This window comes from Nocardia flavorosea NBRC 108225, from assembly GCF_001613385.1.
Lineage (GTDB): Bacteria > Actinomycetota > Actinomycetes > Mycobacteriales > Mycobacteriaceae > Nocardia > Nocardia flavorosea.
Map to the genome: position 1 here is coordinate 87,133 of NZ_BDCG01000017.1, position 14,314 is coordinate 101,446.

Here is a 14,314-nt window from a genome sequence, read left to right on the forward strand (position 1 = left end):
CTCGTTCGTCTGAGGCGCGATGGCGCAGCCCGGATCACGTCCGGTGATTGGTGGCCGGGTTGCCCGCGGCAGGCTCGGCCACCGGAGATGTGGTGACATGGCCGTCGGCTGTGGGTGTGGTGCGGTGGCGGGCAGCCGACGCGGTGGGGTTGCCGGTCGTCGAGCGCACCGGGGCTGAGCGCAGCCGCCGGTGCGTGCGCCAGCGCGCGTTGCGCAGTGCCAGACCGACCAGGCGCCCCGTCCACCGGCCGAAGGGTGGGGCGGCCAGGCTGGTGATCGGTACGGGCAGATCGGTGCCGACCACCGTGCGATGGTGACTGAAGGTGTCGAATCCGGCTTTGCCGTGGTAGGCGCCCATCCCGCTCTCACCGACGCCGCCGAACGGTGCGTCGTCGGGGAACATCTGGATGGCGAATTCGTTGCGCGCCACTCCACCACTGCGGGTATTCGCGACGAAGGTCCGGAAATCGGCCCGGTCCGGGCCGTACCAGTAGGCGACCAGCGGCGCGGGCCGTCGGTTGACGTAGTCGATGACCTCGTTCAGGTCCCGGTAGGGCAACACGGTGAGGACCGGGCCGAACACCTCCTCCGAGGCGATGGCCATCTCGTCGGTCACCTCCCGGACGATCGTCGGCGCGATCTTGCGCAGCTCCGGATCGGGCAGGGCTTCGCCGGGCGGACCGATCGACTCCACACGAGCGCCACGCTCGCGCGCATCGTCGATCAGCCCGACGACCCGCTCGTAGTTCGCGGTGTTCACCACCGCGGTGTAGTCGTCATTGCCGATGATTTCGGGGAACATCCGCCGCCAGGCACCGGCCAGGGCGTCGACGAAGGGTTCCATCCGGTCCTGCGGCACCAGCACGTAATCCGGGCAGACGCAGACTTGCCCGCCGTTGACCATCCGCGCCCGGGCGATCCGCTCGGCGGCCCGGGTGAGATCGGCGTCGGCGGCGACAACCACCGGGTTCTTTCCACCGAGCTCCAGTGTCACCGGAACCAGGTTGTGCGCCGCGGCCCGCTGTACGAGCCGGCCGACCCGGGTGGAACCGGTGAAGAACAGGTGGTCGAACGGCAGTTCGGTGAAGGCCGCGCCCACCTCCGGGCCGCCGGTGACCACCGCGAGCTCGGATTCGTCGAAGTACTGTTCCGCGAGCCGCCGGGTGAGTTCCGCGGTGTGCGCGGTGATCTCCGACATCTTGATCATCACCCGGTTCCCGGCGGCGAATGCGGTCGCGGCGGGCAGGATCACCAGGTTGAGCGGGAAGTTCCAGGGTCCGACTATCCCGACCACACCGAGCGGGGACGGCCGGACCTCCGCGCGGATTCCGTACAGGCGCGCCGTCCGGTCCGGCCGCCGCGGGCGCATCCAGCGAGCCAGGTGGGAACGGACGTATTCGATGGCGGTCAGCATGCCCATGATCTCGGCGAACAGAGTGCCGGTCCGGGAGCGAGTACCGAAATCCGCGAGGAGCGCGTCGACATAGGCGTCGGTGTTGTCCAGGACCATGGCGACCAGCCGGTCTATGCGGTCCCGGCGGACCGCGGCACTCGGCGGGCCTTCGCGCAGAAACGCCTGCCGCTGGGCCGCCAGGACCGCGGCCGGATCGCGGCGTTCGGCCGCCGGTGCGGTCTCGGCCCCTGCCACGGATATCTCCGGGATACTGTGGTTCATCGACACGCTCCGAGGTAGCTCTCGCCCGCCGGGCGGTGGAGAAGGATTGACGTACGCACTGTCAGCCGAGGTCCAGGGGACCGCCGTCGATCACGGCGCCGAGCCGGCCGATATCGATGCCCAGATCCGCCGTCGCCGCCCGGCAGGCCGCCACATCCTTGCGCAGGAAGGGCGCCACTACCTGTTCGAACGTCGTCAGCCCGCCGGTCCGGCCGATCGAACCGGCGGCGAAGCTCCGGCCGCTGGATACGGCCAAGGCGTCCAGCAGCTGCTGCTCCCCGATCCCGAGGCGGGTGCCCAGTTCGAGTGCGGCGGCGGCCATCTGGGCGTTCGCCGCGAACAGGGCGTTGTTCACCAGTTTGACGCTCAACGCGGTGCCGAGCGCACCGGTCGCGATAACGGTGCCGGCATACGATTCGAGCACCGGCCGGGCCCGCGCGACCGCGTCCGCGTCACCACCGAGCAGCACGGTGAGTTTTCCGGCGGCGATATCGTCGGCCGAACCGCTCACCGGCCCGTCCAGCAGCGCCGGGCCGCCGGGATGGCCTGCGACCAGATCGGTCACGGTGCTCACCGTCCCGGTGGTGTGCGAGACCACGACTGCCTCGCGCGGTGCCGCGGCGAGCACCCCGTCGGACCCGGCGAGGACCTCGACGAGCTGGGCATCGGAGAACAGGCAGGCGATCACGATATCGGCCGACGATGCGGCCGCGTCGGCGGAATCGACCACCGTCGCCCCGCCCTCGCGCAGCCGTTTCCGCACCGAGTCACGCCGGGCGTACACCTGCACCCGGTGGCCCGCGGCAACCAGCCGGTACACCATCGGCTCCCCCATACGGCCTGCCCCGACAAACCCGACGACCTGCGACATCGACGCTCCTCGCTCGCGATCGGCCCGAGCTCGCCACCGCACGGCCCGGCGGGGGCGATATCCGGACAGAGACACATCCAGTAACACCAACAGTAGCACCGTCGGCGCAGCCCGGGGGTCAGTTCGCGAATTCCACCGGCACACGCCGCAACTCGACGCCGACCCCGGCGAGACCCACCCTTTCACCGACAATACCGTTGCGCTTACGATAATAGATACAATACGTATTTCCAGTCGGCTTCTCGCCGAACCAGCGCGGTCGGCGCGGCCGTGCGCGTGATGCGGGCCTTCGCCCGACGACGGTTGGGAAACTGCTGATGCGGTCCAGCGCCGCCACCGCGAACACACACCGGATCCACTACGACTGGCCGTACGATACCGGGGCGAAGGGGTATCCGGGCTGGCCGTGCACGGCCCGCTGATGACCCTCGCACTCGCCGAGACCATCCGCCTCGACCGGCCCGGTACCGGGCCGGCACGGTTAAAGCACCGCCACCTCTCCCACTGTTCTGCCCCGGTAGCGCGCGCATCGGCCGTCATACGGATTCCGGTGCCGACCTCGCCGGCGCCCTCACCAGCACAGCCGGCCCCGGCGGCGACCCGCGGACCCATACCGTTCTGCACGCCGATTTCCCTGCTCTTGGAGACTGAACCCATGCGTGAAGTAGTGATCTGCGAACCGGTCCGCACCCCGATCGGGCGTTACGGCGGGATATTCGCCGGTCTCAGCGCGGTCGACCTCGGCGCCACCGCGCTGCGCGGCCTGCTGAGCCGCACCGGGCTGGACCCGGCGCTCGTCCAGGACGTCATCGTCGGCCACTGCTACCCGTCCAGCGAGGCCCCGGCCATCGGTCGGGTCATCGCCCTCGACGCCGGGCTGCCGGTTACGGTGGGTGGTATGCAGATCGACCGCCGCTGCGGGTCCGGCCTGCAGGCCGTGATCCAGGCGGTGCTGCAGGTGGGCAGCGGATCGCACGACCTGGTAGTCGCCGGTGGCGCCGAAAGCATGAGCAATGCCTCGTTCTTCTCCATGGATATGCGCTGGGGCGGCGCTCGTGGGGGCGTCCGGATCCACGACAGTCTGGTGCGGGGTCGCGAAACGGCGGGCGGGCAGCACTATCCGGTACCCGGCGGGATGCTGGAGACCGCGGAGAATCTGCGCCGCACCTACGCAATCCCCCGCGAGGAACAGGACCGCCTGGCCGTGCGCTCCCATCAGCGCGCCATTGCGGCGGCCGAGAGCGGCGCCGGCGCCGAGCAGATCGTGCCCACCACGGTCCGGTCCCGGGACGGCGAGAACGTCATCGAACGAGACGAACATCCGCGCGCGGACACCACGGTCGAGGCGCTGGCCCGGCTGAAACCGGTGCGCGCGAAACTCGACCCGGAATCGACGGTGACGGCCGGTAATTCCAGCGGCCAGAACGACGCAGCCGCCATGTGCCTGGTCACCACCCGTGACCGCGCCGAACAGCTCGGCCTCACCCCACTGGTGAAGCTCGCCTCATGGGCCGCCGCCGGCGTGGAACCGAAGGTGATGGGGATCGGCCCGGTCCCCGCCACCGAGGCGGCACTCGGCCTGGCCGGTCTCACTCTCGCCGATATCGACCTGATCGAACTCAACGAGGCCTTCGCCGCCCAGGCACTGGCAGTGTTGCGCGAATGGAACTTCGGTGACGCCGACCTCGAACGGACCAATGTGCACGGTTCCGGAATCTGGCTGGGCCATCCGGTGGGCGCCACCGGTGGCCGAATGCTGGCCACCCTCGCCCGAGAGATGCACCACCGAGACGCGCGATACGGTCTGGAGACGATGTGTATCGGCGGCGGTCAGGGCCTGGCCGCAATCTTCGAGAAGGTGGCCTGACCGTGTCCACACCGCAACCGGCCGACGATTCGATCGACCCGAACAGCCCCGTAGCGGACGCCGGATATGTCTGCTGCAAAACCGGCCCTGACCGGGCAACTGCCGCCCGGCGCCGGCGCTATCCCGATATGGCCCCGGACCGGCGATTTACCGGTAAGCGCCGGCGCAGGCAGCGTCGATCATTGCGACCAGTGCGAGCGCTCGGCGCCCCGTCGCCTGCTCCACTGGTCCGGGCGGCAGTCGCCGTCCGATCGGCGGGGGCTCCGGGTGGCGGACCGGTCGGTGCCTGCTCACCGGGTGGGCGGGGCGCGTTGTGGGCACCGCGGACCAGGATGGACGGGTCGTTGTTCGAGCAGAAGGTGTACAGGTACGGTTCCCGGTAGCCGGCCCGGGACGGCGCGTGGCGGGGCAGGCTCGGCGACGGCGACCACCCCGCCGCGCGCCAGATCCACCGCGCGGACCTGCCCGACGGGACGCCGCGCACCGTCACCGGCCGGACCTTCGCCTGCGCCGGGAGGTTCAGCGCGTTGGCGAAGTCGTCCGGCAGGACCGTCGGCCGGTGCCCGGGAACCCACGCGGATCATCATCTGCCGAACGTCTCGAGTCCGCACCGCACCGGCGAACACACCTACTGTAGATTTTACAGTCACTGAGACCATGGAGCCTGTTCCGGAAACAGGAGAGCAAACGACGCAAAAGGCGTGACATAGAGCGAACCGCACCGGGAATCCACTGTCAGTGGCGGTCTTATCCCAGGAATCCGCCGAGACAACTCTTACCGAAGCTGCCATACCGTAATATATACGGTTACCTATACGGTAATGGAATCCGCGGGCCCGGTGCGCCTGCGGGACAGGAGGACGATGTGAGCGAGGTCGATGGGCAGAACAGCGCCCCCAGTACGGAACTGGGCCACCGGGCAGGCGAACGGGCCGAATCCCGCATGCTCATCGGCGCGGAGCTGGTATCGGCCGCCTCGGGCGAGGCGTTCGACAACGTCGGCCCCGCCACCGGACAGGTGCTCGGCAGTACCGCCGCGTCCGGCGCCGGCGATATGCTCCGCGCGATCGCCGCGGCCCGGCACGCCTTCGACAAGACCGACTGGTCCACGAACCGGGCACTGCGGCAGCGCTGCCTGGAACAACTACAGCAGGCGCTGGAAGCCGAGAGCGAATTCCTACGCGAGGAACTAGTGGCCGAGGTCGGCTGCCCCATCGCCACCACGCGGATCGCCCAGTTGGACTGGCCGCTGGCCGAAGCGCTGCGTTACCCGGCCGGTTTGATCGATGAATTCCAGTGGGAGCGTGAGCTGTTCGGCGGTGGACTGTTCGGTGACCGCAACGTACGCACGGTCGTCCAGGAGCCGGTGGGGGTGGTCGCCGCGATCTGCCCATCGAACTTCCCGGTCGAGGTGGTGCTCAACAAGCTGGGCCCGGCGCTGGCCGCGGGCAATACGGTGGTGCTGAAGCCGGACCCGAACACGCCGTGGAACGCGACCCGGCTCGGCCGGCTCGTCGCCGAGCGCACCGATTTCCCCGCCGGTGTGGTGAATGTCGTCCCTACCCCGTCGAACGAGGTGGCCGAACTGCTGGCCACCGATCCGCGCGTCGATCTCATCTCCTTCACGGGTTCGACCGCGGTCGGCCGCATGCTCATGCGCCGCGGCGCCGACACCATGAAGCGGACATTTCTCGAACTGGGCGGCAAATCCGCCCTCATCGTCTGCGAGGACGCCGATCCCCGGGCCGCGCTGCGCAGCGCGGCCCGTGTCTGCGTGCACGCCGGGCAGGCCTGCGCCGCGACGAGCCGCATGCTGGTGCACCGATCGATTTTCGACGAGATGATCAGCGGTGTCGCGGCCGCATTCCAGGCGGTCCCCGTGGGCGACCCGGCGCTGCCGGAAACCATGGTCGGGCCGTTGATCAGCGCGGCCCAGCGCGCCAAGGTACTCGATGCCTATGACCGGGCGGTCCGCGACGGCGCCCGCCTGGTCATCGGCGGCGGCACGCCGAAAGATCTGCCGCCCCATCTGGCCGACGGCCACTACGTCGAACCGACCGTATTCGTCTGCGAGGACCCGAGCCTGCCCATCGCGCGGGAGGAAATCTTCGGGCCGGTGCTGGTGATGACGCCGTTCACCGACGACGACGAGGCGGTACGGCTCGCCAACGACAGCGAATACGGTCTCGCCGGCGCGGTGCTCTCCGCCTCGGCCGACCGCGGAATCGGTATCGCGCGCCGGATCCGGACCGGGGCCGTCGGGGTCAACGGCGGCATGTACTACGGCGCCGACGCCCCGTTCGGCGGTTACAAGAACAGCGGTGTGGGCCGGCAATGCGGTCTCGAGGGCTTCCAGCAGTACCTCGAAACGAAGACCATCGGTCATCGGGTCGCGGCCCGCGACTGACCATTCACACAGACAGACACGATCACAGAACAATCGGAAGGACGGTCCGGGAAAAAACTGGATGGCAAGGTCGCGGTGGTCTCGGGCGCCGCGCGCGGGCAGGGACGGTCACACGCGGTCGAACTCGCCGCGGCGGGGCGAGTGTTATCGCGCTCGATATCTGCGCGGATCTCGAGGGCAACACCTACCCGCTGGCGCGACCGGAGGATCTGGAGGAAACCGCAGGCAAACCGAATCGCGCGGTCCGCGAGGCCACGGCGAGATCGCAGCTCAGCCCAAGTTCGAAGCCGCCACCGTGCGCAAAACCTTCGACCGCCGCGATGAGGGGTTTGGTGCGGCGGCGCTGGATGAGCCCAGCGATTCCGCCCAGGGGCGTGGGTTCCCCGGGGCCGGTGGCCAAGTCGGCGCCGGCGCAGAAGAACTCCGCACCGCCGGTGGGCACCGCACACCACAGATCGGGATCGTCTTCCAATTCGTTGAACGCGGCGTCCAGACCGGCGGTGATCGATGGGTCGATAGCGTTGCGTTTCGCCGTCCGCGTCATCGTGATGATCTGCACACGGCCGCGCCGTTCGACAGCGACAGCGTCCAGACCGGTCACGACACGGTCCCCGGGGCAGCGGCATCGGTCATCCGGGGTCGGTGGTCGGCCATGGTTCGTCCTTCGCGGTAGGAGCTTGTCGCTGCCCGAAACTGTGCCATAACCACACCGCGGCGAAATACGGCGACGGGATATCGAGTTGTCCGGCGCCGCATCCGGCTCACGGAACGATTGCCGAGCGTGTCACCGGTTGCGGTACTTCCTGTCGCGCGAAGATCCCGCGACGCAGGGCAGTGAGCAGGGCGTCGCGTGTCTCGTCCGGGCGGATGAGCTCGTCGAAACCCATATGCTCAGCGGAGTGGTAGGACGCCAGTAGTTCCCTCTCCCGCAACTGCGCAGCGATATCTTCGTCCGCGCCCGAGGCCAGCCCGAGGGCCGCCGCGCTCATCGCCCCCATGGTCGCGCCGGGGTAGGCGAAGGTCGCTGTCTGATCGTCGAAACCGATCAGCGACATGACCATCGAACCGAACCCGTACGCCTTGCGCAGCGTAACGTGCAGTTTGATCGTGGTCGCCGTGGTCTGGGCGACGAACATCCGGGCGCCCGCGCGCAGCACGCCTTCGCGTTCGGATTCACTGCCGGGCAGCATGCCGGGATTATCGGCGAGGAATACCAGTGGCAGGTGGAAGGAATCCGCCACCGAGATGAAATGCGCGGCCTTGTCGGCGGCTGCGGCGTCGATGGAGCCGGCGAGTACCTGCGGCTGGTTGGCGACCACCGCCACCGGATGCCCGCCGAGATGGGCGAGGGCGCAGACGATCGCGGTGCCGTAGCCGGGCTGGACCTCGAACCAGTCCGGGGTGTCGAACACCGCGTCGAGGACGGCCCGGATGTCGTAGGTGTTGCGGTTGTCCCGCGAGATGATGTCCAGCAGTTCGGGGGTCGGCCGCGGTTCGGTGGAACCGTCGGAGAGCAGCGCGGGCGGATACGACCATGCGCTGGAGGGGAAATAGGACAGATACCGCCGGATATCGTCGAGTGCGTCCTCGTCGTTGTCGGCCAGGTTGTGGATCAGGCCGCTCGGCACCGCGACGCCCGGGCCGCCGAGGTCTTCTTTGCTGATGTCCTCGCCCGTCGATTCCCGGACTACCGGCGGGCCCGCGGTGAAAATGGCGCCCTGCCGGCTCATGATCGCGAAATCCGATACCGGGGCGATGAGCGCGCCGTGGCCGGCCGAGGCGCCGAGTACCCCGGTGACCATCGGTACCCGGCCCGAACACCGGGCCTGGGCGAGCAGATCGGTGGGGGTCCGTCCGTAGTGCGCGCCGGTGGGCCGGAACCCCGCGCCCTCCAGCAGCATCACCAGCGGGACCTTGTTTCGAACGGCGAGTTCGGCCAGACGATAGCGTTTGGCGTTGCTGCCCGGCGCGATGGTTCCCGCCACGGTGGTGAAATCCTCCGCGCCGACCATGACCGGCGCCCCATCGATCAGGCCCGAGCCGGTGACGACGGCGTCGGCGGCGATCTCACCGCCGACCAGCGAACCGAACTCCTGGAACGTCCCGGGATCGAGCAGGTGCGCGATCCGCTCCCGCGCCGTCAGCTTCCCTTTCGCCCGGTGTTTGGCCACCCGCTCGGGACCGCCCATGGCCGCCGACCGCTCCCGGCGGCCGTCGAGATCCTCCAGCGTTTCCTTCCAGCCTCGCGCATCTGTCATTCTTATCCCTCTCAGCGCAGTGGTCGGCTCATCGCAGCAGGTTGTGATCGGCGGATACGAGTTCCGGTGTGGTCGGCCCGGCTGCGGGTCCGGTCGTAGTCGAATGTACTGTCGCCGCGGCCTCGACGGTGGTTTCGTCCCACCCACAAGGCAGCCCGCAGGTGCGGAACAGGGTCCGTTGCACATTTCCCTTCGAAAACCTCATCAACGTCTCCGATGCCTGGACGGAATAGCCACACTGCGGGCATGCGGCGAAATGTTCCACGATGTCGCGGGTACTGGTGGCCAACAGATCACCGAGCGCCTGCCCGGAAGCACGGGGCAGTGGCGTTGCCGCGGCCTCGGAACCGACGGCCTCGCCGTGTTTGTACCTGTCCATCGAACCCACCACCTATCGGTCGCGGTCGGCGGCCGGTGACGGTTCACCGCATACCGCGCCGCAGCTTCACACTGTACGGTAACTTATACCGTTGTATTTACAGTCTTCTTTCTGAGAAGGGCGCGGCCGGGCCGGGCCCGACTTCGCACGCTGGACCTGTACGCACAACAAGCGCGTACAGACAAACGAACGGGAGTGCACGACGATGGATCTGGGACTCGCCGACGCCACCGCGGTCGTGGTGGGCGGCAGCAGCGGAATGGGACTCGCCACCGCGCGCTGCCTCGCCGAGGAGGGCGCCCATGTAGCGGTGATCGGGCGATCGGCAACCGGCGTCGCGGACGCCGCCCGCCACCTCACCGAGCGCGGCAGCCCACAAGCGTTCGGCCTGACCGCGGACGTACGCGATTCTGCCGCGGTCACCGCACTCTTCGACGAATTGGGCGACCGCTGGGGCGGTCGGCTGAACGTGCTGGTCAATGCGGTCGGACCGAACGTCCAGGGCACGTTCGACACCCTCTCCCCGGACCAATGGCGCGAGGCGATCGACCACGGTGCGATGACAATGGTGCACTGCGCCCAGGCCGCGCTGCCACTGCTCCGCCGGGCCGATTGGGCCCGCATCGTGCACTTCTCCGCGCATTCCACCCAGCGCCAGAGCACGGGCCTGGTGGCCTACACCGCCGCCAAGGCGATGGTCACCAGCATTTCCAAGAACCTGTCGCTGCTACTGGCACCGGAGGAGATCCTGGTCAACGTGGTCTCACCGGGTACCTTCGTGACACCGGCGTTACAGAACTGGGCCCACTCGATCGGCGTGGACAGCGCCGACCCCTACCACCTCATGACGGCAATCGGCGAATATTTCGGGCATCCCGCCCAGATGCCGCGCGCCGGGCTTCCCGAGGAAATCGGCCCGGTGGTCGCCTTTCTTGCTTCCCGGCGCAACTCGTACATGACCGGCGCCGACATCAACGTCGACGGCGGCTCGGATTTCACCTGACGGAGGGAGTACGGCCACAGCGAACCGGGTCCGCCGGCCAGCGGATGCTCCCGGCGCCACGCTCGGTGGTGACAGCCGAGTCCGATATCCGGCAGATCCATGAGCTGCCGCAACACCGCCTTCCCCGGCAGCTCGGCGGTCGGTGCCGTATCGATCGCGGAGGCATTGTTGACCACCATGTCGATACCATCGAAGCGTTCGACGGTCCGCTCGACAGCCTGCGCGACCGTCGCGGATATCGCCCACAACCGGCAGGACCGCACCGCCCGCCGCCTCGATCTCGGCGGCGGCAGTGTGGATGGTGCCGGGCAGTTTCCGATGCGGTGCATCGGTTTTCGCGATCAGTGCGACATTCGCGCCCGCCGCCGCGGCGCGGACGGCGATGGCCGGCCCGATACCGCGGCTCCCGCCCGACATGAGCAGCGTGCGCCCGGCCAACGGCCGGGCGCTGTCACCGGAGCCCATCAGGTCGTGACGATCGTGGCGCCGGCGGTACCGGGCGCACCGTAGAGCAGTGCCAGGCCCGCCTTGGGCTCGTTCGGCACCTGGCGCTCTCCCGCGGTGCCGCGCAGTTGTAACACCAGCTCGTGCAACTGCCGCAACCCCGAGGCACCGATCGGCTCGCCGTTGGCGATGAGTCCGCCGTCGGTGTTCACCGGTATCGAGCCGGAGATCTCGGTGGCGCCCTCGGCGATCAGCTTTTCCTGGTCACCGTGCGCGCACAGACCGGTTTCCGCCATATGGATCACTTCGGCACCGGCATCGGTGTCCTGTAACTGGGCGACGTCGATATCGGTCGGCGCGATACCAGCGGACTCGAACGCGGCGTGGGCGGCGTAGACCGACGGCGCGACGTCCTCTTGCACCGGCGCATAGGTCGTATTCACCTCGTAGGCACCGTATTTGCGGGTGCGGATCTCGACCGCCCGGACGTACACCGGCTTGGCGGTGAACCGGTGTGCCAGGTCCGCCCGGCACATGATCACGGCGGCCGCGCCTTCATCCGGCGCACAGAACATGTAGTGCGTGAGCGGGTAGTTGAGCATCGGCGCCGCCAGGATATCGTCTTCGGCGATCGGCTTGCGCCGGAACGCGTTCGGGTTCAGCACGCCGTTGCGGTAGTTCTTCGCTGCAACCTTGGCCAGGGTGCGCTGGGAAATTCCGTGATCGTGCAGGTACCGGTTGGCCTTCATACCGAAGAACTGGGTGGTCAGGTACTGGCCGTTCTCGCCGTACCATTTCGGCATCCCGACGAGGGTGGGATCGACGGTGAACGCACCGCGCGGATGCTTGTCCAGGCCGATCGCGATGCCGAGATCGTATTTGCCGAGCCGGATCGCGTCGGCGCAGGCCTCGGTGGCGCCGGCGGCGGTCGCGCAGGCGTTGAACACGTTGGTGAACGGCACGCCGGTGAGCCCCATCAAACTCACGATGGCGTCGGGATTGGCGACTTCCCAGCTGCCACCCACCGCGAACTGGATATCCTTCCACTCCAGCCCGGCATCCCCCAATGCGGCCCGGATGGCATCCGCGCCCATCTGCATCGCAGTCTTACCTTCGAAGCGGCCGAACGGGTGCAGGCCGACACCGATGATCGCGACATCGTTGGTCATCTGAAAACTCCTGGTCGTCTACAGCGGCTGGAAGGCGAAGGTGAGGACCTCGTTGCCGTCGGCATCGGTGCCGAGCGGCACGGTGGTCAGACCGACTCGCATACCGAATTCCAGTTTGTGCGGGTCGTTCTCGGTGAGCCTGCCCTCCACCCGGATGACATCGCCGAGTTGCACCAGCCCGACACCGAACGGAACGAATGTCTTTGCCGTCTCGTCGCCGAGGTAGGGCGGCCCGGGCAGGAACCCCTGGGTTGTCCAGGCCACCAGGACGCCTTCGTTGGGCAGATCGATGGGCTCGACCGCCGGCCGGCTGCACCGCGGGCACAGCTGCTGTACCGGGAAGACCGTCGCCTCGCAGTCGCCGCAGGCCCCGCCTACGAGCCGGAAGTCACCATCCGGCCACGTCGATATCTCCGGTGCGATCATTCGCTGCATCGTTGTCGTCCTCGCTTCTGCCGATAGCCTTACCGTTTAGCCGTCCGGGCAATGACCCGTACCGCATCCGGCCATGCAATGGTAGCTTACGGTAATATCAACGGTAACCATTTCGACCCGCTAGTTGCGAGGTGGATTCATGAGCTCGAAAATTCCCGGTGACCTCGAGGACCTGCTGCACCGGCCCCTCGTGGGCGTCGTCGCGACCGTGCCACCCGACGGGTCACCGGAGCAGGCACCGATGCGCTTCACCTGGGACGGCGCACATCTGCGTATGAGCCATACGATCCCGCGGCGGAAGTTCACCAGCCTGCAGGCCAATCCGAACTACTCGTTCCTGCTCACCGACCCGGATGCGCCGACGCGCTGCCTGGAGATTCGCGGCTGGCTGGTGACCGTGGAAGGCGACGAGGACGGAAAGTTCTAAGCCGAACTGGGCGAGCGCTACGGCAACACCGGCGGCGAGCCCCCGGCGGACGTGGAGGACCGGGTCGTCCTGATTCTCGACACCACCAGATTCGTCGCCAAATAGCCGTTCAGGAGACACCGATATGACTCGCACCCCGGATATTCCGATCTTCGACGCCGACGCACATATGTACGAGACGGCCGATGCCCTGACCAGGTACCTGCCCGAGCGGTACCGGCAGGCGGTGCAGTACGTCCGCATAGGGCGGCACACCCGGATCGCGATCAACGGCCGGATTACCGATTTCATCCCGAATCCGACCTTCGACCGGGTCGCCGCACCCGGCGCGCACGAGAAGTTCTTCGCCGGCGAGAACACCGAGGGTCTGACTCTGCGCGAAATGCAGGGCAAGGCCATCGAGGCACCGGCCGCCACCCGCAACCCCGCGGACCGGATCGCCGAACTCGATCGCCAGGGCGTCCGGGAGACGCTCAACTACCCCACCCTCGCCAGCCTGGTCGAGCATTCCGCGGCCGACGACCCCGAGCTGACCATGGCGATCATCCACGCGCTGAACCGATGGATGCTGGAGCACTGGAGCTACGTCTACGAGGACCGGATATTCAGCACCCCGGTCATCAACTGCGCCGAGGTCGACGGCGCCCGGCGGGAGTTGCAGTACATCCTCGAAAACGGCGCGAAGGTCGCACTGATCAAACCGGCGCCGGTGAAAGGCGTGAACGGCTGACGTTCGCCCGCCCTGCCCGAATTCGATCCGTTCTGGCGCGACGTGGAGGACTCGGGCTTGCCGATCGTGCTGCACGCCAGCCAGCCGCCGCTGGACGAATACGTCAACAAATGGGAACCGCCCGCCACGAAGAACTTCATGGCCATGAGCTCGTTCCGCTGGCTGGCCCTCGGCCACCGGGAGATCTCGGACATGATCGGCAGCCTCATCTGCCACGGCACCCTCACCCGGTTCCCCCGGTTGCGCATCGCCAGCGTCGAGAACGGCAGCTCGTGGATCCATCCGCTGTTCCACGACCTGGCCGATCTGACCGAGAAGATGCCGCAGAACTTCCCGGAGGACCCGCTCGAGGTATTCCGCCGCAATATCTGGGTGAGCCCGTTCTGGGAGGGCTCGGTCGCCGATGTGGTCGACACCGTCGGCTGGGACCGGGTGATGTTCGGCTCGGATTACCCGCATCCGGAGGGGTTGCCCGAGCCGAAGGCGTACTGGAAATACGCCGAGGGTATGGACAACCGGCGGACCTGGGATTTCCTGGGCGACAATGCCCGCCGGTTCCTGGGGCTGCCGATCGGGAATCCGGACCCCGCCGCCGCCGAACCACCGGCAACAGCCGCACCGGCACCGTTATAGTTTTTCTTACAGTAAA

At 67.8% G+C, this 14,314-nt stretch carries 12 protein-coding genes and 3 pseudogenes; 7 read left to right on the forward strand and 8 right to left on the reverse strand.

Annotation, left to right across the window (positions count from 1 at the left end; genetic code table 11):
• Nucleotides 1–34: 34 nt before the first annotated feature.
• Both NFL01S_RS22650 and NFL01S_RS22655 read right to left on the reverse strand, forming a co-directional pair.
• Nucleotides 35–1,675, reverse strand: a complete 1,641-nt coding sequence (locus NFL01S_RS22650; protein WP_084493159.1) for a coniferyl aldehyde dehydrogenase — start codon at nucleotides 1,673–1,675, stop codon at nucleotides 35–37.
• Nucleotides 1,676–1,736: 61 nt separating this feature from the next.
• Entirely contained in the window at nucleotides 1,737–2,894 is a 1,158-nt protein-coding gene (locus NFL01S_RS22655) for an NAD(P)-dependent oxidoreductase (protein ID WP_281181545.1), read from the reverse strand.
• Between NFL01S_RS22655 and NFL01S_RS37840 the strand changes: the two genes are divergently transcribed.
• From NFL01S_RS37840 to NFL01S_RS37080, 4 genes and pseudogenes are all read left to right on the forward strand, one after another.
• Nucleotides 2,864–2,968 carry a hypothetical protein gene (locus NFL01S_RS37840; protein ID WP_503826396.1) on the forward strand — a complete coding sequence of 35 codons (105 nt, stop codon included), beginning with the start codon at nucleotides 2,864–2,866 and terminating at the stop codon, nucleotides 2,966–2,968. The two genes, NFL01S_RS22655 and NFL01S_RS37840, sit on opposite strands and share 31 nt — an antisense overlap.
• A 233-nt stretch (nucleotides 2,969–3,201) precedes the next feature.
• A complete protein-coding gene (locus tag NFL01S_RS22665) occupies nucleotides 3,202–4,413 on the forward strand; it encodes an acetyl-CoA C-acetyltransferase (RefSeq protein ID WP_062978318.1) in 1,212 nt (403 codons plus the stop codon).
• A 943-nt stretch (nucleotides 4,414–5,356) separates the two neighbouring features.
• Nucleotides 5,357–6,820 carry an aldehyde dehydrogenase family protein gene (locus NFL01S_RS22670; RefSeq protein ID WP_210744848.1) on the forward strand — a complete coding sequence of 488 codons (1,464 nt, stop codon included), beginning with the start codon at nucleotides 5,357–5,359 and terminating at the stop codon, nucleotides 6,818–6,820.
• Nucleotides 6,821–6,877: 57 nt separating this feature from the next.
• Nucleotides 6,878–7,044 (forward strand): annotated as a pseudogene (locus tag NFL01S_RS37080) (SDR family mycofactocin-dependent oxidoreductase); the annotation flags it as partial.
• On the opposite strand, the gene NFL01S_RS22675 reads toward NFL01S_RS37080, so the two are convergent.
• The 3 genes from NFL01S_RS22675 to NFL01S_RS22685 all read right to left on the reverse strand — a co-directional run bounded on the left by NFL01S_RS22675 (nucleotide 7,005) and on the right by NFL01S_RS22685 (nucleotide 9,457).
• Nucleotides 7,005–7,364 carry an enoyl-CoA hydratase-related protein gene (locus tag NFL01S_RS22675; RefSeq protein WP_210744849.1) on the reverse strand — a complete coding sequence of 120 codons (360 nt, stop codon included), beginning with the start codon at nucleotides 7,362–7,364 and terminating at the stop codon, nucleotides 7,005–7,007. The pseudogene NFL01S_RS37080 and the gene NFL01S_RS22675 overlap by 40 nt on opposite strands.
• Before the next feature lie 217 nt (nucleotides 7,365–7,581).
• Nucleotides 7,582–9,078 (reverse strand): acyl-CoA carboxylase subunit beta, encoded by a 1,497-nt coding sequence (locus NFL01S_RS22680; protein ID WP_062978321.1) that lies wholly within the window; start codon nucleotides 9,076–9,078, stop codon nucleotides 7,582–7,584.
• Nucleotides 9,079–9,106: 28 nt separating this feature from the next.
• Nucleotides 9,107–9,457 carry a hypothetical protein gene (locus tag NFL01S_RS22685; RefSeq protein WP_062978322.1) on the reverse strand — a complete coding sequence of 117 codons (351 nt, stop codon included), beginning with the start codon at nucleotides 9,455–9,457 and terminating at the stop codon, nucleotides 9,107–9,109.
• A 205-nt stretch (nucleotides 9,458–9,662) separates the two neighbouring features.
• On the opposite strand from NFL01S_RS22685, the gene NFL01S_RS22690 reads away from it, so the two are divergent.
• Entirely contained in the window at nucleotides 9,663–10,460 is a 798-nt protein-coding gene (locus NFL01S_RS22690) for an SDR family NAD(P)-dependent oxidoreductase (RefSeq protein ID WP_062978323.1), read from the forward strand.
• Between the two features lie 119 nt (nucleotides 10,461–10,579).
• Here NFL01S_RS22690 and NFL01S_RS37085 read toward each other — a convergent pair.
• The 3 genes and pseudogenes from NFL01S_RS37085 to NFL01S_RS22705 all read right to left on the reverse strand — a co-directional run.
• A pseudogene (locus tag NFL01S_RS37085) lies at nucleotides 10,580–10,925 on the reverse strand (SDR family NAD(P)-dependent oxidoreductase); the annotation flags it as partial.
• Nucleotides 10,925–12,073, reverse strand: coding sequence for a thiolase family protein (locus NFL01S_RS22700; RefSeq protein WP_062978325.1), 1,149 nt, complete (start codon nucleotides 12,071–12,073; stop codon nucleotides 10,925–10,927). The pseudogene NFL01S_RS37085 and the gene NFL01S_RS22700, both read right to left, overlap by 1 nt.
• An 18-nt stretch (nucleotides 12,074–12,091) precedes the next feature.
• Nucleotides 12,092–12,508, reverse strand: a complete 417-nt coding sequence (locus NFL01S_RS22705) for a Zn-ribbon domain-containing OB-fold protein (protein WP_062978326.1) — start codon at nucleotides 12,506–12,508, stop codon at nucleotides 12,092–12,094.
• Between the two features lie 139 nt (nucleotides 12,509–12,647).
• Between NFL01S_RS22705 and NFL01S_RS22710 the strand changes: the two genes are divergently transcribed.
• Nucleotides 12,648–12,935, forward strand: a complete 288-nt coding sequence (locus NFL01S_RS22710; RefSeq protein ID WP_245670834.1) for a pyridoxamine 5'-phosphate oxidase family protein — start codon at nucleotides 12,648–12,650, stop codon at nucleotides 12,933–12,935.
• 124 nt (nucleotides 12,936–13,059) lie between these two features.
• Nucleotides 13,060–14,298, forward strand: a pseudogene (locus NFL01S_RS22715) (amidohydrolase family protein).
• The last annotated feature ends 16 nt before the right edge of the window (nucleotides 14,299–14,314 follow it).

Coding starts and splice junctions, on each gene's coding strand:
- NFL01S_RS22650 (WP_084493159.1), bottom strand. CDS start 1,675: ATGAACCACAGTATCCCGGAGATATCCGTGGCAGGGGCCGAGACCGCA.
- NFL01S_RS37840 (WP_503826396.1), top strand. CDS start 2,864: ATGCGGTCCAGCGCCGCCACCGCGAACACACACCGGATCCACTACGAC.
- NFL01S_RS22665 (WP_062978318.1), top strand. CDS start 3,202: ATGCGTGAAGTAGTGATCTGCGAACCGGTCCGCACCCCGATCGGGCGT.
- NFL01S_RS22670 (WP_210744848.1), top strand. CDS start 5,357: ATGCTCATCGGCGCGGAGCTGGTATCGGCCGCCTCGGGCGAGGCGTTC.
- NFL01S_RS22675 (WP_210744849.1), bottom strand. CDS start 7,364: ATGACGCGGACGGCGAAACGCAACGCTATCGACCCATCGATCACCGCC.
- NFL01S_RS22680 (WP_062978321.1), bottom strand. CDS start 9,078: ATGACAGATGCGCGAGGCTGGAAGGAAACGCTGGAGGATCTCGACGGC.
- NFL01S_RS22685 (WP_062978322.1), bottom strand. CDS start 9,457: ATGGACAGGTACAAACACGGCGAGGCCGTCGGTTCCGAGGCCGCGGCA.
- NFL01S_RS22690 (WP_062978323.1), top strand. CDS start 9,663: ATGGATCTGGGACTCGCCGACGCCACCGCGGTCGTGGTGGGCGGCAGC.
- NFL01S_RS22700 (WP_062978325.1), bottom strand. CDS start 12,073: ATGACCAACGATGTCGCGATCATCGGTGTCGGCCTGCACCCGTTCGGC.
- NFL01S_RS22705 (WP_062978326.1), bottom strand. CDS start 12,508: ATGCAGCGAATGATCGCACCGGAGATATCGACGTGGCCGGATGGTGAC.
- NFL01S_RS22710 (WP_245670834.1), top strand. CDS start 12,648: ATGAGCTCGAAAATTCCCGGTGACCTCGAGGACCTGCTGCACCGGCCC.